The organism is Anaerohalosphaeraceae bacterium, assembly GCA_037479115.1.
In the GTDB taxonomy this organism is placed as follows: domain Bacteria; phylum Planctomycetota; class Phycisphaerae; order Sedimentisphaerales; family Anaerohalosphaeraceae; genus JAHDQI01.
Window position 1 is genome coordinate 1 of sequence record JBBFLK010000014.1, and the last position, 15,385, is coordinate 15,385.

Below are 15,385 nucleotides of genomic sequence, written 5' to 3' on the forward strand. Positions count from 1 at the left end.
GCAAAAGCCCGATAATCGCTATCACCACCAGCAGCTCAATCAGCGTAAATCCCTTTTTCGGCCGACGTAAAACAGCTTTGCTTTGGTACATCATTTCTTTCTCTCTCTGTTAAGGTTTCGATTTCCAGTTTGGCTTACGAATTGACGTTTATGGCTCCAGGACAAGCACCGGTGCCCCAAACAGGCACCAGTCGCCGTGTTCTTCGTTAAATCCGGCAGGCACCTGCTTGCCGGGATGGGTCGTTGCCGCCAGGGTCAGAAATCGATCCTGGGGCCTCAGCTCCACAGAAATTCGGCAGAACTGGCTCTTCTGAACAGCCGGCTGGTAGAACCGCACCTTGCCGTCTACGAGCACATACAAATCCGCCAGACCGTATTCCGGCGCCGTGGCAGAGATGCCTCCGACAGAATCAAACCGAAGGATGGCAGCTCCCTTGAGGGCCTGCCGTATTGCTTCCAAATCAAACGTGATGCCCTGATTGGCATGCAGGAAAATCGCAGGACTTGCCGCATTCCCGTAATAAACCCCGTTCAAAGCCAGACCGGGACCGCCGCCGCCGAACGTCTGCTCCGTCCCATTGACAATGCTCACATAATAGCGGCTGTTGGTAACCGGACATTCCTCAAAAATATCCCCCCGACTGGAGACAATCTGACGCCCGCGGGCGCTGTTCGGCACAAATATCCCATCAATAAACGGATGCCAGTCCACCGTGCGGTAACGATTGTCCGCCTCCGGAAAACGCCAGTAGTAATACTCATCCATCCGCATTCCGCGGGCTGTAGCCGGGTCAATTCCGCATTCCAGGCAGCCCGTTCCCAGTCCGTTGCCGCCGCCGACCATATCCGCCAGATTCAGCGTCCGCTGTCCCTTCCAGACCATCTGGGTGCGGGTATCAATTCGCTGGGCAAAATGCGTCTCTTTGAGGGAAATCTCCTCTACAGTCCCTCCGCCGTCGCGGACTCGGCGGGCCTGGCCGGCCTCCACCGAATGTACATCCTGCTCACCGCGGCCGGTAACGAGGGAGGTTCGTCCTTTTGTCACATGCAGTTCAACCGAACAGTCCACATTCGCCTGAACCCCAAACTCCGTCCCCAAATCCACAATCCGCATCCCATTGGCCAGGACTGTAAAACCGGACGCATAATCCGGCACACGGGCATAGACCCGTCCATAGGACAGCGAAAGCATATTGTCGGATTTGCAGACAAATTCCGCCGGCCCTTCAATCACAACCCGCGCCCCGGAGTAAAACTCCACTTCAATCAGTCCCGACCGAAGAATCCGGGGCGTATCCGTATTGTACAGCAAATCCTGAATCTTCAGTCCTTCTTCTCCATTCTGCCACCTGGGCTCTACCGCTTCGGCGACAAAGGCAACCGGCTCCCGTTCCGGCAAAAACTTCACCGAAGCGAAAAAAATCACCAGCGCCGCCATCGAGGCCGTCAAAGCCCACAGCGCCGCTTTCTGCCGGTCCGGACGATACACCGTCTTAGGAACCGGCCGAGCAGCCGGCTCCTCGTCTTCCTCCGGCAGCTCGATCGAAGGAGCCACTCGCTCCTCCTCTGCAAACAACTTCAGCAGATGGAACTGTTCATCAATCTCGTTCACCGTCCCCAGCGAGGCCGACGGAATCACATTGCTTTTGCGAAGAGCCGATGCCACCAAATAAAAATCCATCGAATACCGCAGCGCCTCGGCATTCTCCGACAGCAGTTTGTTCAGATGCGCAATCTGCTCGTCCGATGCCTCGTTCTCGAGCATCTGATACAAAAGCAAATCCAGCTCTTCACGTCGGAATTCGTCCATCCACTGTCCCCGTTTTACGCCTGCAGCCGGACACACTGCACCAGTTGGCTGTGAATCCGGCTTAAAATCTTATACACATTGACAACCGAAAGCCCCAACAGCACCGCAATCTGCTTGGGCTTGAGGTCCTGATAATAGCGAAGTTCAATAAACCGCCGACTGCGAGGACTGAGCTGCTTTAGACACCGCTTGAGTTTCTCCAGCACTTCTTCGCCTTCTTTATCCAGCGTCCGACTGGCCGCCATCACCTGGTCAAAAAGACCGCTGTTCAAATCCACATGCACTGTCCGGTCTTTCTTCTTGCGGTATTCAAGAATCTTATAATAGGCCACCTGAATTCCCCAGGCCACGAAATCCTCAATCGGACGGCACTCTTCGTACTTCTGCCACATCGTATGAACCGTCTCCTGCAGGATGTCGTCAGCGTCTTCAAAATTGCGGACCACACTCAAAATAAAGGCGTATATCCGCATCTGCTTCTGCATCAGCAGGTTCAGAAATTCATCCGGCTTTACCTGGTCTTTTTTGTCCACTATTCACTCTATCGAATAATCTTTCCTTTTGTAGTGCCCGAAAATGGGAAAAATTAGACACGAAAAACACCAAAAAATGTTCGTTTTTTTAAAATTTGATTAAATAAAGACAAGGCATACCTTTTATTGGAATGTTTAACGAAAGCCGGCTGTTTTAAGAAAGGGTGGAAGAAGGGATTCGAACCCTCGACCCTCAGAACCACAATCTGATGCTCTAACCAGCTGAGCTACTTCCACCGCACACGCCGCCGAAAACCGGCAGCCCAAAAAGGACATCCTATCGGACAAGAGGCCGCTTGTCAATCCCCTCCCAAAAACGCCCGATTTTCCGAGTTTGTTTTTCTTTTTTGCGGCTTGATTTGCCCCCGATGTCCCTTATAATTGTTCCCCCGATAAATCCAAAACAATCTGCTTTAAGAAAGGGGAAAATTCAATGGCGAACGCGGTAGTCAGTCAATCCGGCGGCCCTACGGGGGTTATCAACGCCTCGCTGGTCGGCGTGATTACGGAAGCAATCAAGCACAAAGAAATCGACAATCTTTATGGTGCGGTCCACGCCGTCTCCGGCATTGTAAAAGAAGACTTTATCGACCTGAAAAAGCTGTCTGTGGAAACCCTCCGACGTCTGGCCCTGTCGCCTTCCTCAGCCCTCGGCTCCAGCCGCGACAAGCCGGATGAGGAATACTGCAAAAAAATCCTCGATGTATTCCGCAAATACGATGTGGAATATTTCTACTACATCGGCGGCAACGATTCCGCCAACACCTGCTACATCATCAATAATATGGCCGAAAAGGTCGGCTATCAGTTCCGGGCCTTCCACGTCCCGAAAACCGTGGACAATGACCTGCTGGTGACCGACCACTGCCCGGGCTACGGCACCGCCGCCAAGTTTGTCGCCTGCGCCCTGATCGGCGATGACCTCGACAACCGCGCTCTGCCGGGCATCAAAATCGATGTCATCATGGGCCGGCACGCCGGCTTCCTGACGGCCGCCTCCGTACTCGGCAAGCAGCGGGATGACGATGGTCCGCATCTGGTTTATGTGCCCGAACGGCCGATTACGATGGACAAGTTCCTGGCGGATGTCGAGGCCGTCTATAAGAAGCTGGGCCGTTGCGTCGTGGCTGTCAGCGAAGGCATCTGCGATACCGATCACGTCACCTGGACGGAAAAAATCGCCCAGACCGGCGAAAAAGACGCCCACGGCAACGTGCAGCTGTCCGGCACGGGCGCCTTGGCCGACTACCTGGCCGCTCAGGTAAAAACCAAACTGAAAGTCAAACGCGTCCGCGCCGACACCTTCGGATATCTGCAGCGCAGCTTTGCGGGCCTGCAGTCCGAAGTGGACCGGCAGGAAGCCGAAATGTGCGGGCGGATGGCCGTGCAGTACTCGATGAAGTACGACAACGGCTCCGTGGCGATGAAGCGAACCGGAAACGGCAAAAACTACGGTGTGGAATACTTCCCCACCGAGCTGGCCAACGTGGCTGAAAAGACCAAATCCCTGCCCGATGAGTTTATCAATCCGGAAGGCAACGGGATTACGCAGGCCTTTGTCGAATACGCCCTGCCGCTGGTGGGACAGCTGCCGCAGACCGAGTATCTGGGCAACTACCCGCGAATTAAGAAAAAGTAAAGTACTTCTCCCCACTGAAAAAGTGGATGGGGAAAAGCAAGGAAAATGCGGGACAGCTGTTTTCCAGGGGCTGGCGCCCGTGGCTAAATAGCGAGCCTGTTTTTATCAAAACAAAAACGCCTGTCGGACTCGCTGTTCCGGCAGGCGTTTTTTATTCGCCGGGTTATTTTCTGTAATAATCGGTCTTGTATTCCGTGATTATCGCCTCCAGCCCGCTTTTCGTACCATCAGCGGCGGCATCTGCTCGGGTTTGACCCGATTCATATCCGGCTTTACACAGCTCCGTAAATTCGGATAAACCTTAATCTCATAATTGAGCATAAGCCAAGGTACCGGTTTCTTCTCCAAACGCTTCATAGTCGGCCCCTATTTTGACGTTTCGCACTTCCCCTCTCTCATCGGCCGGAAGTTTGCCCATCTTAACCGCCGCTCGCAGACATTTCTTCTATACCAAAACGCCCGATAATCGTATAATAAACAACATAAAAAACAGGAGACTTTTATGGATTTGATTTTACGTGAATCGAAAACCTCGGCGCACTTCAGCATCAGTTATGTGCTTGCAGGCGGCTGGAATGCCGACCCGAGCGTCCAGATAGATTTCCAGAAAGCCCTGCTCGAAAACGGACTGGAATTCTCCCAAACGCTGTTTTACAAAAACGGCTTTCAGCTCCGCCGGGAGCCGCCGTCTTCCCCGCTGCAAATCCTCCTCGAAAGCCCGGCCCCCCAGATTCATAATTTGAAGATTATCGCCCTGAATCCCAATTGCGACTTGGACTACTTCTGCCGGGAGGCGGAGGCCGTCACGATTGCCTACCAGCAAATCTGGCCGGCCGAACAATACCAGCTCCTGAACACCAGCGCCCGCATTGACCATCTGTACAGCACGAAGGTTCACGCCTTCCAGTACCTGTGGGAAAATCGGCTCAATCAGTCGCCGGAGGATTTTAAAACATTGGGCGGACGGCCCGTGCACGGCGGCGGACTGCGTCTGCTGATTCCGCCTCATGCCGCCGAAGGCCAGGAGCCGGTTACCATTGAGCTGCGCATTGAATCATTCCTTCGCGAGCCCCGCAAGCTTCTGGTCGAAACCGCCTTCACGTGGCCCAAACCGCGCGTCCTGTCAGGCGGCGAACGCTTCGACCCCAAACCTTACCTGCAAGCCGTCGAAAACTATGCCGCAACAGAGGTGTGGAACTTCATCACCCTCGGCTCCGGCTCGGACACCTTATAAAAAACGCAAGGGCGGTCATAACTCCGAAATCGGGATGCGTCCCAGGGCCGCCAGGGCCATATCAACCTGTCCCAGCGGAGCACTGACGGCAAAGCCCGCCACGTGCGGGGCCAGCTGGGCAATCATTTCGTGGGCAATTTCGGCCCCGATGCGGCGCCCTTCCTGGCGGGTTTTGGCCTTGGCCATGCGCTTCAGCAGCGCCTCCGGCACAACGACTCCCGGCACCTCGTTGGCCATAAACTCCGCATTTTTATAACTGACAAACGGCCAGATGCCCGCCAGAATCGGGATGCGGCAGTTCTCCACCGTTGCCTGAAATGCATAAAACATTTCCAAATCAAACACCGGCTGCGTAATCGCATATTCCGCCCCGGCCTGCACCTTCAGACGAAAGCGGTCAATCTCCCGATGAATATCCGACGCCACCGGATTGGCCCCGACGCCGACGGTCAGCCCCAGCGGCTCCGGCAGAGGATTGCCCGCAATGTCAATCCCGCGATTGAGATTTTGAACGACCCGCGTAAGGGCAATCGAATCCAAATCAAAAACCGCCGTAGCATTCGGGTATTCACCCAGTTTGGGGGGGTCGCCCGTAATAATCAGCACATTTCGCAGCCCGACGGCATACAGACCCAGCAAATCAGACTGAAGGCCGATGAGATTTTTATCCCGGCAGCAGACGTGCAGAATCGTCTCAATCCCAACCTCCTGCTCAATCTTGACGGCCGTAACCATCGGACTGAGCCGGGCGCTGGCACGGGGACCATCCGGAATATTGACCGCATCAATTCCGTGCTGGGCACACAGGCGGGCCCGCTCGAGCACCCCGCGAAGGTCCACGCCGCGCGGCGGCGTCAATTCCACACACACAATCGGCTGGCCGGCAGCCAGTTTTGCCCCCAGTTTGGACCGTTCTTTGAGCGGCCGGGGCTCAACACCGGCTGGAGCGGACACTTCAATCCGGTTTGACGGCACAGACACAGCCGACGTCACCCGGTCCAGCGGACGAACGGCCTTGGCAATCTGACGAATATGTTCCGGCGTCGTGCCGCAACAGCCCCCGATTATCCGCGCCCCGTTTTCAAAAAACCGCTTGGCATATTCGGCCATATACTCCGGCGTGCACATATACAGCATCCGCCCATCCACCTGGCGGGGCAGGCCGGCATTGGGCTGCACGGAAATCGGCTTGTCGGTAATCCCGCGAATCCGCTGGAGGGCCTCGAGCATATGAGAAGGTCCGACCGAACAGTTCAGTCCGACCGCCGCAACCGCCGGATGCTGGGCAACCGCCGAAAGGGCCTGTTCAATCGGGGTCCCAAAAACCGTCTGAGCGTGCTCCAAACAGGTCATCTGCGCCAGAATCGGCAGCTCGCACACCGACCGAACCGCCTCCACGGCAATCAGAAGCTCCGCTTCGCTGCTGAAGGTTTCCAGCAGGAAGAAATCCACTTCTCCCTCGAACAGCGCCCGCGCCTGTTCGGCAAAAACCTGATGGAGCATGGAGGTCAATTCCGGGTCCGGAACCGGAATGTTTAATCCGCTGGGGCCCATCGAGCCGGCCACCAAAACCTCCACAGGCGCAGCGTCTTTGGCGATTTCCGCCGCCGTCTGGTTGAGGACCGCCGTTTTGTCCGCCAGCCCGAACCGCCCCAGTTTGATGCTGTTGGCGCCGAAGGTGTTCGTTTCAATAAAATCACAGCCCGCCTGGATATAGGCCTGATGGATTTCCCGTATCCAGTCCGGCCGAGATAAATTGAGCTCCTCAAAACAGGTGTTGACAAAAGCCCCCCGCTGATAGAGCATCGTGCCCATCGCCCCATCGCCGATGACAATGCCTTCCCGAATCCGCTGCAGCAAATCTTTTTTCATTGGAGCCATTGTATACAAAATGGAATCCATCTTGTAAAGAAACCTCTTTGAAATAGAGAATATGGACCTGTTATGTTTTATAACGAACAACCAAAAACCCTTGCATTTTCGGGATATTTGCCTATACTGACCGCTCAGTCTTGAAACCAAAATCCCCCTTAATAAGGATTGACTGGAATGGCTGACAAACTGGATGACCTGAAAAAGGTACGGGAATTGATTAACCTGATGAAGGAAAACGACCTCATTGAGGTGGAAATTGTTGACGGGGACCAGAAAATTCACCTGAAACGTCCCCAGCCGGCAACAGCCCATTACGTTCCCTCGGTGGTCCCCATGGCTGCAGCTGCAGTCCCGGCAGCTTCGGTCCCCGCCCCAGCCGCCCCAAAAGCCCCGTCGGAATCCCCCAAATCCGAAGAAAGCGGTCTGCTGGAAATCAAATCTCCCATCGTCGGCACCTTCTATGCCGCCCCCAATCCGGAGGCCGCCCCCTATGTCAAACCGGGGGACAAAGTCAAGCCCGATACAGTCGTCTGCATCGTCGAAGCCATGAAAGTAATGAACGAAATCAAGGCCGAAGTGTCCGGAACTATCGTGGAAGTCCTCGTCAAGGACGGTCAATCCGTCGAATACGGTCAGCCCCTTTTCCGCGTGCGACCCTAAGCCCGCCAAATCGTTTCGGAACAATTTGAGGAGATTATGTTCAGCAGAATCCTGATTGCCAATCGAGGAGAAATCGCCCTGCGGATTATCCGGGCTTGCCATGAGCTGGGCATCGAGGCCGTAGCGGTCTTTTCCGAAGCCGACCGCGGAGCTCCATATCTGGAAACCGCAGACGAAACCATTTGCATCGGGCCGGCGCCGGCGGCCAAAAGCTATCTGAATATCCCGGCCATTATCAGCGCCGCGGAGATTGCGGATGTGGACGCCATCCATCCCGGCTACGGCTTCCTGGCCGAAAACGCCCACTTTGCGGAAATCTGCGGAGAATGCGGGATTACCTTTATCGGTCCGGACCCGCAATCCATGCGGATGCTGGGCGATAAGGTCCAGGCCCGACTGGTGGCCCAAAAGGCCCGCGTGCCCCTCGTACCCGGCTCGGAAGGGGAACTGAAAGATGAAGCAGAGGCGATTAAACTGGCCAACAAAATCGGCTATCCGGTCATCCTCAAGGCAGCCGCAGGCGGCGGCGGACGCGGAATGCGGGTCGCCCACAACGACATCAGTCTGCACAAGGCCTTCGCCGCCGCACGCGCCGAGGCCGAAGCCGCCTTCAAAAACGGGGCCCTGTATCTGGAAAAATACATCATGGAACCCCGACACGTCGAAGTGCAGGTGATGGCCGACAAAACCGGAAACGCTGTGCATTTTTACGAGCGTGACTGCACCATTCAGCGGCGGCATCAAAAACTTATTGAAGAATCCCCCTGTCCGGTTCTGGATGAAAAAACCCGCGAGGAGCTGTGCCGCTCGGCCCTTCGGCTGGTGCACGAAGCCAAATATCACAATGCCGCCACGGTCGAGTTTCTCCTGGACCGGGACAAAAACTTCTATTTCATTGAGGTCAATACCCGCATTCAGGTCGAACACCCCGTCACAGAACTGGTGACGGGCCACGACCTGATTAAATGGCAGATTCAAATCGCCGCCGGAAACCCGCTCACGCTGCGCCAGCGCGACATCAAACACACCGGCGCCGCGATGGAATGCCGCATCAATGCCGAAGACCCCGCCCGAAACTTCGCCCCCTGTCCGGGTCCGATTCACCGCTTTATTGTCCCCGGCGGACCGGGTGTGCGGGTCGATACCCATCTGGCTCAGGGCTCCGTCGTCTCCCCGTATTACGACTCGATGGTCGCCAAACTGATTGTCCATCAGCCCACCCGCGAACAGGCCATCGCGACAATGAAGCGGGCTCTGCGGGAGTTTCGCATTGAGCCGATCAAGACCACAATTCCGGCGTGCCTGAAAATCCTTTCGCACAACCTGTTCGTAAAAAATCAGGTGGATACGAGTTTTATCGAACGGCATATGAGTTCCTGAATCGAAAGGAAACCGCCTATGCATCTGCAGCGGACTGTAGTCCCGTTTCTGCTGCTTTTGCTGCCGCTGACGGCTGTTCTGGCGGTCATTGCGGCCCATCGCCAGGCCAAACTGCAGAAAAAGGAGCCGCCCTCTTCCCCGTCCGCATCTGACGTTCGGCTGACCTTCGGCACAGACGCCTGGCCGATGTTTCGCGGCAATCCGCAATTAACCGGCACCGCCGAGGGTGAACTGCCCGAGCGGCTCACACTCGCCTGGAAATTCAAAACAGCCGGCCCCGTCAAATCCACCCCCATCGCCGCCGACGGCAAAGTCTATATCACCTCGACCGACCAAAAACTCTACACCCTCGACCTGGAAACCGGCTCACTCCTCTGGAGCCGGGAACCGGGGGAAATGGAGGCCTCCGCTCTCTGGACCGAATCGGCCCTGTATGTCGGCACGACAACCGGCTGGTTCTATGCACTCAACCCCGCTGACGGTGCCGTCCTGTGGCGATACGAAACCAAAGGCAAAATCGCCGGTTCCGCCAACTTCCTCAACGGCCGTATTTTTTTCGGCAGCTATGATGGAACCCTCCACACCCTCCGCCCGGATGGAAAAGTCCTGTGGACCTTCCAAACCGAAAGTTATCTGAACGGCACGCCGGCGGCCGTTCCGTCGGCGGTCATCGCCGGCGGCTGCGATGCCAACCTGTATCTGATTCATCCTGACGACCCCGGGCAGGTTCGCCGTATCGATACCGGCTCTTATATTCCGTCCAGCCCGTCCGTTTACGACAACCTGGCTTATGTCGGCAACTTCGAAGGACAGCTCTTCTGCGTGGATATCCAAACGGCACAAATCGTCTGGACGTCCAGTCATCCGGACGATGCCTTCTTTGCCGTACCGGCCGTCAATGAACAATACCTGGTTGTCGGCTCGCAAAAAAACAAAGTCCTCTGCCTGGACCGAAAGACCGGCGGGCTCCTTTGGACATTCCGCACGGAGGATGCCGTCAATTCCAGCCCGGTCATCTGCGGAACAAAAGTCCTGTTCGGCTCCGACGACGGCTTCTTCCGGATGCTTTCGCTGGCCGACGGCAAAGAGCTCTGGTCCGCCAACCTCGCCCGGCCGATTGTCTCCTCTCCGGCCGTCGTGAACAACCTCGTCCTGGTCGGCTGTGACGACGGCTTCGTGTATGCCTGGAAACAGCCGGACTGAACGCAGATATGTTCTTTTTTGTATTCAGCACATCCAGCCGGGAAACAGAAGGGCCTGCCTTCACAATAGACTGTCCATCCTGCGGTGAAAGGGGGCCGGCGGATTCCGCAGAAATTGCGGAGAATGGAACTCTTTTCTTCTTCATCCCTACAATCCGTCTCCGCTCAACCCGGCTGACCTGCCGAAACTGCGGAAAGAGTTTTCACCTGAATCTCCCGCTGAAAGAGGCATCCCAACTGACACCTGCTGACCTTCACCGAATGCTCTGGGAGGGTCCATCCTCCTTGCTTCCTACCGTGCTGGCCCTGATTGCCTTGGTTGCCTCCATAATCCCTTTTGCCGGGCTTCTTTTTGCACTGATTACCCAGCCCTTCATCTGGAAAACCCCGAGCTGGCAGCGAATTATTTCCTTATTTGCACTGATAATTTCTTTTTTTATCACGTTCTTTTATCTGGCCTTCTACCTATAAGTCATTAAAAATAAAATAGTTAAGATTTTATCGGACTCAGTTTATTTCAAAAATTAAACTGTTTGAAGAATAAATATTGTATTCCTTGAAATATTTTTTGTATAATGAGGGTATAATCTGATAGAAAAACGGTTCTTGGACGGCCCCATGGGACCGGAATTAAAAAAGGCCATACAGGATTTGAGTTTGCGGATGCGTCTGATTCGCGCCGCACAGGAAGGCGATGCGCCCGGCAGTCTGACGGAGCGGGAGGCCCTGATTCTGCAGCAGCTGCTGGAACGGCCCGAGATGACCGTCTCTGAAATCGCCCAATCCTGGCCGAACGTCAGCGAAAGCACCATCTCGATGACCCTCACGCGTCTGTGGCGCGAAAAAGGACTTGTATCCAAAACCATCAAGCCCGACAACCAGCGAGTGACCCTGGTCAAACTCACCGACAAAGGGCGACAGACGATAGAAAAATATCTGGAGCAGCAGACCGAACGCTTTAATGCTCTTTTCCATGCCATCAACGTAACTCCGGAAGAGAAAGAGGTGCTGATTCGTGTTTGCACACGGGCATCCGAATTTTTGGACGGCTACCTGTCAGCCATGCAGAACCAGCCCTTAAAATCGTAAAAATCACATGAGCAAACCAGGCTTTTTCAAGCCGGTCTGCCCAGAAAGGAGATAAGCCATGAAAAGCAGACCTACACAATGGCTTCTGTTCGGGATGGCAATTCTGTCAGTGTCCCTGACCGCTATGGCCCGTGAAAAACCGGACAATCGCGGTTCTGCTCGGGGAAATGACCGCCCCGCCGCACCGCAAAAACAGGAATCGCCTCAGCCGCAGCCGGCGCCGCCCGCTGAACCGGCCAAACCGGCGGAAAAGGCTGCGCCCCCTCAACAACCTTCCCGCCCGATTCAGCGGTCCGAACCGCAAGCTGCCGTAAGCCGAGATACGCTCATTCGGCCCGCCGCTCCTGCCGCAAAGCCCGTTCGGCCGTCGGAAATCCGGACAATGCCCCAGCCGCTCTCTCCGAGCAGTTTGACCAGGCCTTCCGAACGTACCGTCCGAACCAGTGCTCGCGAGTCTTTGACGGCTTCCGCCTCCAAACCGCCGGAAAAACCGAATGCCCCCGCTGTCCGTCCGACAGCACCAAAGAGTATCGTTCTGCGCCCCATGGGAGCGGAAAACCGAACTCCTGCGGATAACGAAGGACAAACGGATGCGGGTTCGACTTCCTCTGCACGTTTCCAGAGCCGCCTGAATACCCAGCGGCGTGTCATTGTCGCTGATTCTGCATCCGGACGAAACCGACTTGATTCCCAAAACAGCCCAAAGGAGACGAACCCCTCTGTGGAAAAATCAGAGATTCGCCGTCCGCAAAATCTCCGCAGCACAACGTCCCTGCAATTCGCAGAACGGTCGGCAGACAAGCCCGAGTCGGTTCCGCTACGGCAAACCGAAACCGCCCGGACCGCTTCGGACCGCTCCGGCCGACGCGTCATCGTCTCCAAAATTGAGCGGCCCGCTCCGCGTGACCCCCGCGACGGGGGCACAAAACCCCAGCCCCCCTCGGAGCGTCCTCTTGCCCAGTCCGAACGCCCCGGCAGTCAAAGCATCATTCGGGCTGACGAATTGCGTGAGCCGTCCCGAAACCATCCCGACAGAGAGGCAAGAGCGTCTGTGCACAACAGCCGTCCAAGCCATAAAGACCGATACGACAGCAAAATCACCATCACCCCGGAAAAAAAGATTGTGGTCGTCGGCGACATCACGCCTCACCGTCCGCGGCCCTACATCCCGCGCCGACTCCATCCGGACCTGGTGATTGTCCGCAGCAGTCCGCACTGGCACAATCACGGCTCCTATTTTTCTCTGACGTTTTCCTTTAATTCCTGTGCTCGTCTGGCCTGCGTACCCTATCATTCCTGCTGGGGTCTGACATACTATTACCCCCGCTATCACCGCCGGTATGTCTTTGTGAGCATCGGCGGCTGGTGGCCGTGCGAATACCGCTATATCCGCTATTACTGGTACGGCTGCCATCCGTACTACTGGTACGGCCCGACCGTCATCACTCCCGCCCCCGTCATCGAGCAGAACACATACAATACATATAACTACTACGGTACCGCCGATACCGACTCTTCGCAGAAAACCTCTACGGCCTGGAAGTATCCCTTCGGCGATACCAACTACGATGTGAGCGGCTACATCGAAAAGATTTCCGCGCCCGATGCCCCTCAGTTCCAGACCGCCGCCGACTTGTGCTTTGATCGAGCGGTTAATCTGTTCCTGGCGGGCAAATATGCGGATGCCGCCGCCCAATTCCGAGAGGCCGTGCGGATTTCTCCGGATGACATCATCCTGCCCTTCACCTACAGCCAGGCCCTCTTTGCCGACGGCGACTATGCCCATGCCGCCGCCGTGCTGCGTTCGGCTGTGGCGGCCATTCCGGATGACCAGCTGACGATTTACTACCCGCGCGGACTCTATGATAAGGAAGAGGTGCTGCTGGCCCAGATTGAGGCCCTCGAAAAGGCGGCACAGGCCGAGCCCTTTGCGGCCGATTTCCATCTGCTTTTGGGGTATCAGTACATCGGCATCGAACAATATGACAAGGCCGCCGACCATCTGAAGGAAGCGGCCAAAGACCTGGCCAATCAGCCTGCCGCCCAAAAACTCCTCGACCTGCTCGCCCAGCTCCAGCAGCCCGATGACGAGCAGCCCTTGTAAATGGGAACGATTACGCACTCCTCGCAGACCGCCGGCTCATCCCCGGCGGTCTCTTTTTTATTCTCATAAATGCCAATCGTACTCCCATACGGATACCTGTGGAAATAATCTTCTGGAAGATAACAGGCAGCTATATCCCTTCCAGCCAGTGTTCCGCAAAAACGGCCCAGTCGGCAAAATCCACAACCCCGGAGGCATCCAAATCCGCTCCGCCGCAAAAGAGATTATCACTTGTACAGGTATTCATCCGCCATTTGCCGCAATAGAACAATAAGTCTTCAAGACGGACACCGTTCGGACAGGCAAAATCCCCCGCAGCGGATTGCCAATTCAAACGGGGATAATCAAGGCCGTCTACACACATCCGCCAAATATCATTCGTTCCGTTGGCCGTCTCATTCGTAAAATCCCACCCGCTGTTGAGGAAAGTCGAAAGGGTCTTCATTTCAGCTGTCGTTTTGCCCGTCCCGCCGGCACTGTTTGTTTGACCGCTGGTTTCGATATCCCAGAAACAGGCGGTAATCGTACCGGAAGCATTCAACGCTACCAGACCGCCAATACTGCTCCCTGTCACTGCACCGGCGGCATAACAGGCGGTCAGAGGACCATGATTATACCCCACCAGTCCGCCGCCAACTCTGCCTGTTACTGCTGCTGAACCGGTGGCATAGCAGGAAATGAGTGTACCGCCATTGCTTCCCGCCAGCCCGCCGATAGCGCTGTCCCCTGTTACTGCACCGGCGGCATAACAGGCAGTGAGAGTGCCGGTATAATTAGCCCCTGTCAGCCCTCCGACATAATGCCCTCCTGTAACGGGTCCGGCGGCAGAACAGGCAGTGAGAGTACCGCTGTAATTGTGTCCCACCAGCCCGCCGACATAATTATATTCTCCTATAACCCTGCCGGCGGCATAACAGAAGTACAGAATCCCTCCCTCATTGTATCCCACCAGCCCGCCGACATCATATTTTCCCGTAACCATACCGGAGGCATAGCAGGAACGCAGAACCCCTCCCACATTATATCCCACCAGCCCACCAGTATAATAAGCCCCCTTTCCTGTAACCGAACAGACGGTATAGCAGGAGGTTAAATTACCTCCCTGATTATACCCCACCAGCCCACCCACCAGCCCACCGTTTGCTTGCCCTCCTGTAACTCCACCGGTGACATAACAGCCGGCAAGGGTGCCCTCATTTCTTCCCGCCAGTCCGCCGACAAACAAATTTCCGGATAGGATATTGCCGTTCTCAACGCCCAGATTTCTGATTTGACCTCCTGGATGAACATATCCAAACAAACCGATATAATCCTGCATTGGGGCATTGATAGTCAGATTCAACAGAATATGACCATCCCCGTCAAAAATGCCGGCATAAGCTGTCCCCTGAAATTCTGACTCTATGCTCGTATCCGGGGCAATCACCGCCTGCGTGTAGGTCCTTCCCGCCAAATTAAGATCACACATCAGTTTGGTATAAATCCCGCTTGCCCAATAGGAAGAATCGCCCGCAAACTCATCAAAATCCGCCAGCGACTGAATCAGATAGGGCTCCCCTTCCGTCCCGCTTCCGCTTAACACCGCCAAAACTCGGCCGCCCAAACAAAGACTTGCTGTCATAAGGAATACAGCTGTTTTCTTTTTCATGATTTCTGCCCTCCGCTATCGTTCTTCCTGATTCATTTTCAGAAATGAGAAAATCATCTCCTTTCCGGTGCATCGCAATCCTGGAAACCGGTGCTCTGAGAAGCCGGCCTACGCTGCGAAATGTGCTCCGCTCCGCTGACATAATTCTCTGCCCATATTGCCCCCGCTGATACGGAGCTCAGAGCAAAAAGAGTTGTTTCATAACCAAATC

General features: G+C 55.5%; 12 protein-coding genes and 1 tRNA gene. 7 read left to right on the plus strand and 6 right to left on the minus strand.

Going from position 1 to position 15,385, the window contains the following annotated elements; genetic code table 11:
* Positions 1 to 148: 148 nt before the first annotated feature.
* The 3 genes from WHS88_07945 to WHS88_07955 form a co-directional block, all read right to left on the minus strand.
* Entirely contained in the window at positions 149 to 1,810 is a 1,662-nt protein-coding gene (locus tag WHS88_07945; GenBank protein MEJ5260104.1) for a hypothetical protein, read from the minus strand.
* A 14-nt stretch (positions 1,811 to 1,824) separates the two neighbouring features.
* A complete protein-coding gene (locus WHS88_07950; protein ID MEJ5260105.1) occupies positions 1,825 to 2,343 on the minus strand; it encodes a sigma-70 family RNA polymerase sigma factor in 519 nt (172 codons plus the stop codon).
* Between the two features lie 163 nt (positions 2,344 to 2,506).
* Positions 2,507 to 2,580, minus strand: a tRNA-His gene (locus tag WHS88_07955).
* Between the two features lie 196 nt (positions 2,581 to 2,776).
* Between WHS88_07955 and WHS88_07960 the strand changes: the two genes are divergently transcribed.
* Positions 2,777 to 3,982: a 6-phosphofructokinase gene (locus tag WHS88_07960; GenBank protein ID MEJ5260106.1), complete on the plus strand. Its 1,206-nt coding sequence runs from the start codon at positions 2,777 to 2,779 to the stop codon at positions 3,980 to 3,982.
* A gap of 198 nt (positions 3,983 to 4,180) precedes the next feature.
* Here the strand turns inward: WHS88_07960 and WHS88_07965 are convergent, their stop codons facing one another.
* Positions 4,181 to 4,339, minus strand: a complete 159-nt coding sequence (locus tag WHS88_07965) for a hypothetical protein (GenBank protein MEJ5260107.1) — start codon at positions 4,337 to 4,339, stop codon at positions 4,181 to 4,183.
* A 145-nt stretch (positions 4,340 to 4,484) separates the two neighbouring features.
* Here WHS88_07965 and WHS88_07970 point away from each other — a divergent pair, with 145 nt between their 5' ends.
* Entirely contained in the window at positions 4,485 to 5,216 is a 732-nt protein-coding gene (locus WHS88_07970; GenBank protein MEJ5260108.1) for a hypothetical protein, read from the plus strand.
* Positions 5,217 to 5,231: 15 nt separating this feature from the next.
* On the opposite strand, the gene WHS88_07975 is transcribed toward WHS88_07970, so the two are convergent.
* Entirely contained in the window at positions 5,232 to 7,118 is a 1,887-nt protein-coding gene (locus tag WHS88_07975; protein ID MEJ5260109.1) for a bifunctional homocysteine S-methyltransferase/methylenetetrahydrofolate reductase, read from the minus strand.
* A 147-nt stretch (positions 7,119 to 7,265) separates the two neighbouring features.
* Between WHS88_07975 and accB the strand changes: the two genes are divergently transcribed.
* The 5 genes from accB to WHS88_08000 all read left to right on the plus strand — a co-directional run bounded on the left by accB (position 7,266) and on the right by WHS88_08000 (position 13,526).
* A complete protein-coding gene (gene accB, locus WHS88_07980) occupies positions 7,266 to 7,751 on the plus strand; it encodes an acetyl-CoA carboxylase biotin carboxyl carrier protein (GenBank protein MEJ5260110.1) in 486 nt (161 codons plus the stop codon).
* 36 nt (positions 7,752 to 7,787) lie between these two features.
* Entirely contained in the window at positions 7,788 to 9,131 is a 1,344-nt protein-coding gene (gene accC / locus WHS88_07985; protein MEJ5260111.1) for an acetyl-CoA carboxylase biotin carboxylase subunit, read from the plus strand.
* 18 nt (positions 9,132 to 9,149) lie between these two features.
* Positions 9,150 to 10,334 (plus strand): PQQ-binding-like beta-propeller repeat protein, encoded by a 1,185-nt coding sequence (locus WHS88_07990; GenBank protein ID MEJ5260112.1) that lies wholly within the window; start codon positions 9,150 to 9,152, stop codon positions 10,332 to 10,334.
* A 617-nt stretch (positions 10,335 to 10,951) separates the two neighbouring features.
* Positions 10,952 to 11,422, plus strand: coding sequence for a winged helix DNA-binding protein (locus tag WHS88_07995; GenBank protein ID MEJ5260113.1), 471 nt, complete (start codon positions 10,952 to 10,954; stop codon positions 11,420 to 11,422).
* A gap of 58 nt (positions 11,423 to 11,480) precedes the next feature.
* Positions 11,481 to 13,526 (plus strand): tetratricopeptide repeat protein, encoded by a 2,046-nt coding sequence (locus WHS88_08000; GenBank protein MEJ5260114.1) that lies wholly within the window; start codon positions 11,481 to 11,483, stop codon positions 13,524 to 13,526.
* Positions 13,527 to 13,656: 130 nt separating this feature from the next.
* Here the strand turns inward: WHS88_08000 and WHS88_08005 are convergent, their stop codons facing one another.
* Positions 13,657 to 15,147 (minus strand): GLUG motif-containing protein, encoded by a 1,491-nt coding sequence (locus WHS88_08005; GenBank protein ID MEJ5260115.1) that lies wholly within the window; start codon positions 15,145 to 15,147, stop codon positions 13,657 to 13,659.
* Positions 15,148 to 15,385 lie beyond the last annotated feature (238 nt).

Bases quoted from the DNA above. Each gene is read 5' to 3' on its own strand.
- WHS88_07990 (MEJ5260112.1), top strand. From the start codon at position 9,150: ATGCATCTGCAGCGGACTGTAGTCCCGTTTCTGCTGCTTTTGCTGCCG.
- WHS88_07970 (MEJ5260108.1), top strand. From the start codon at position 4,485: ATGGATTTGATTTTACGTGAATCGAAAACCTCGGCGCACTTCAGCATC.
- WHS88_07965 (MEJ5260107.1), bottom strand. From the start codon at position 4,339: ATGAAGCGTTTGGAGAAGAAACCGGTACCTTGGCTTATGCTCAATTAT.
- accC (MEJ5260111.1), top strand. From the start codon at position 7,788: ATGTTCAGCAGAATCCTGATTGCCAATCGAGGAGAAATCGCCCTGCGG.
- WHS88_07995 (MEJ5260113.1), top strand. From the start codon at position 10,952: ATGGGACCGGAATTAAAAAAGGCCATACAGGATTTGAGTTTGCGGATG.
- accB (MEJ5260110.1), top strand. From the start codon at position 7,266: ATGGCTGACAAACTGGATGACCTGAAAAAGGTACGGGAATTGATTAAC.
- WHS88_07960 (MEJ5260106.1), top strand. From the start codon at position 2,777: ATGGCGAACGCGGTAGTCAGTCAATCCGGCGGCCCTACGGGGGTTATC.
- WHS88_07945 (MEJ5260104.1), bottom strand. From the start codon at position 1,810: ATGGACGAATTCCGACGTGAAGAGCTGGATTTGCTTTTGTATCAGATG.
- WHS88_07975 (MEJ5260109.1), bottom strand. From the start codon at position 7,118: ATGGATTCCATTTTGTATACAATGGCTCCAATGAAAAAAGATTTGCTG.
- WHS88_08005 (MEJ5260115.1), bottom strand. From the start codon at position 15,147: ATGACAGCAAGTCTTTGTTTGGGCGGCCGAGTTTTGGCGGTGTTAAGC.
- WHS88_08000 (MEJ5260114.1), top strand. From the start codon at position 11,481: ATGAAAAGCAGACCTACACAATGGCTTCTGTTCGGGATGGCAATTCTG.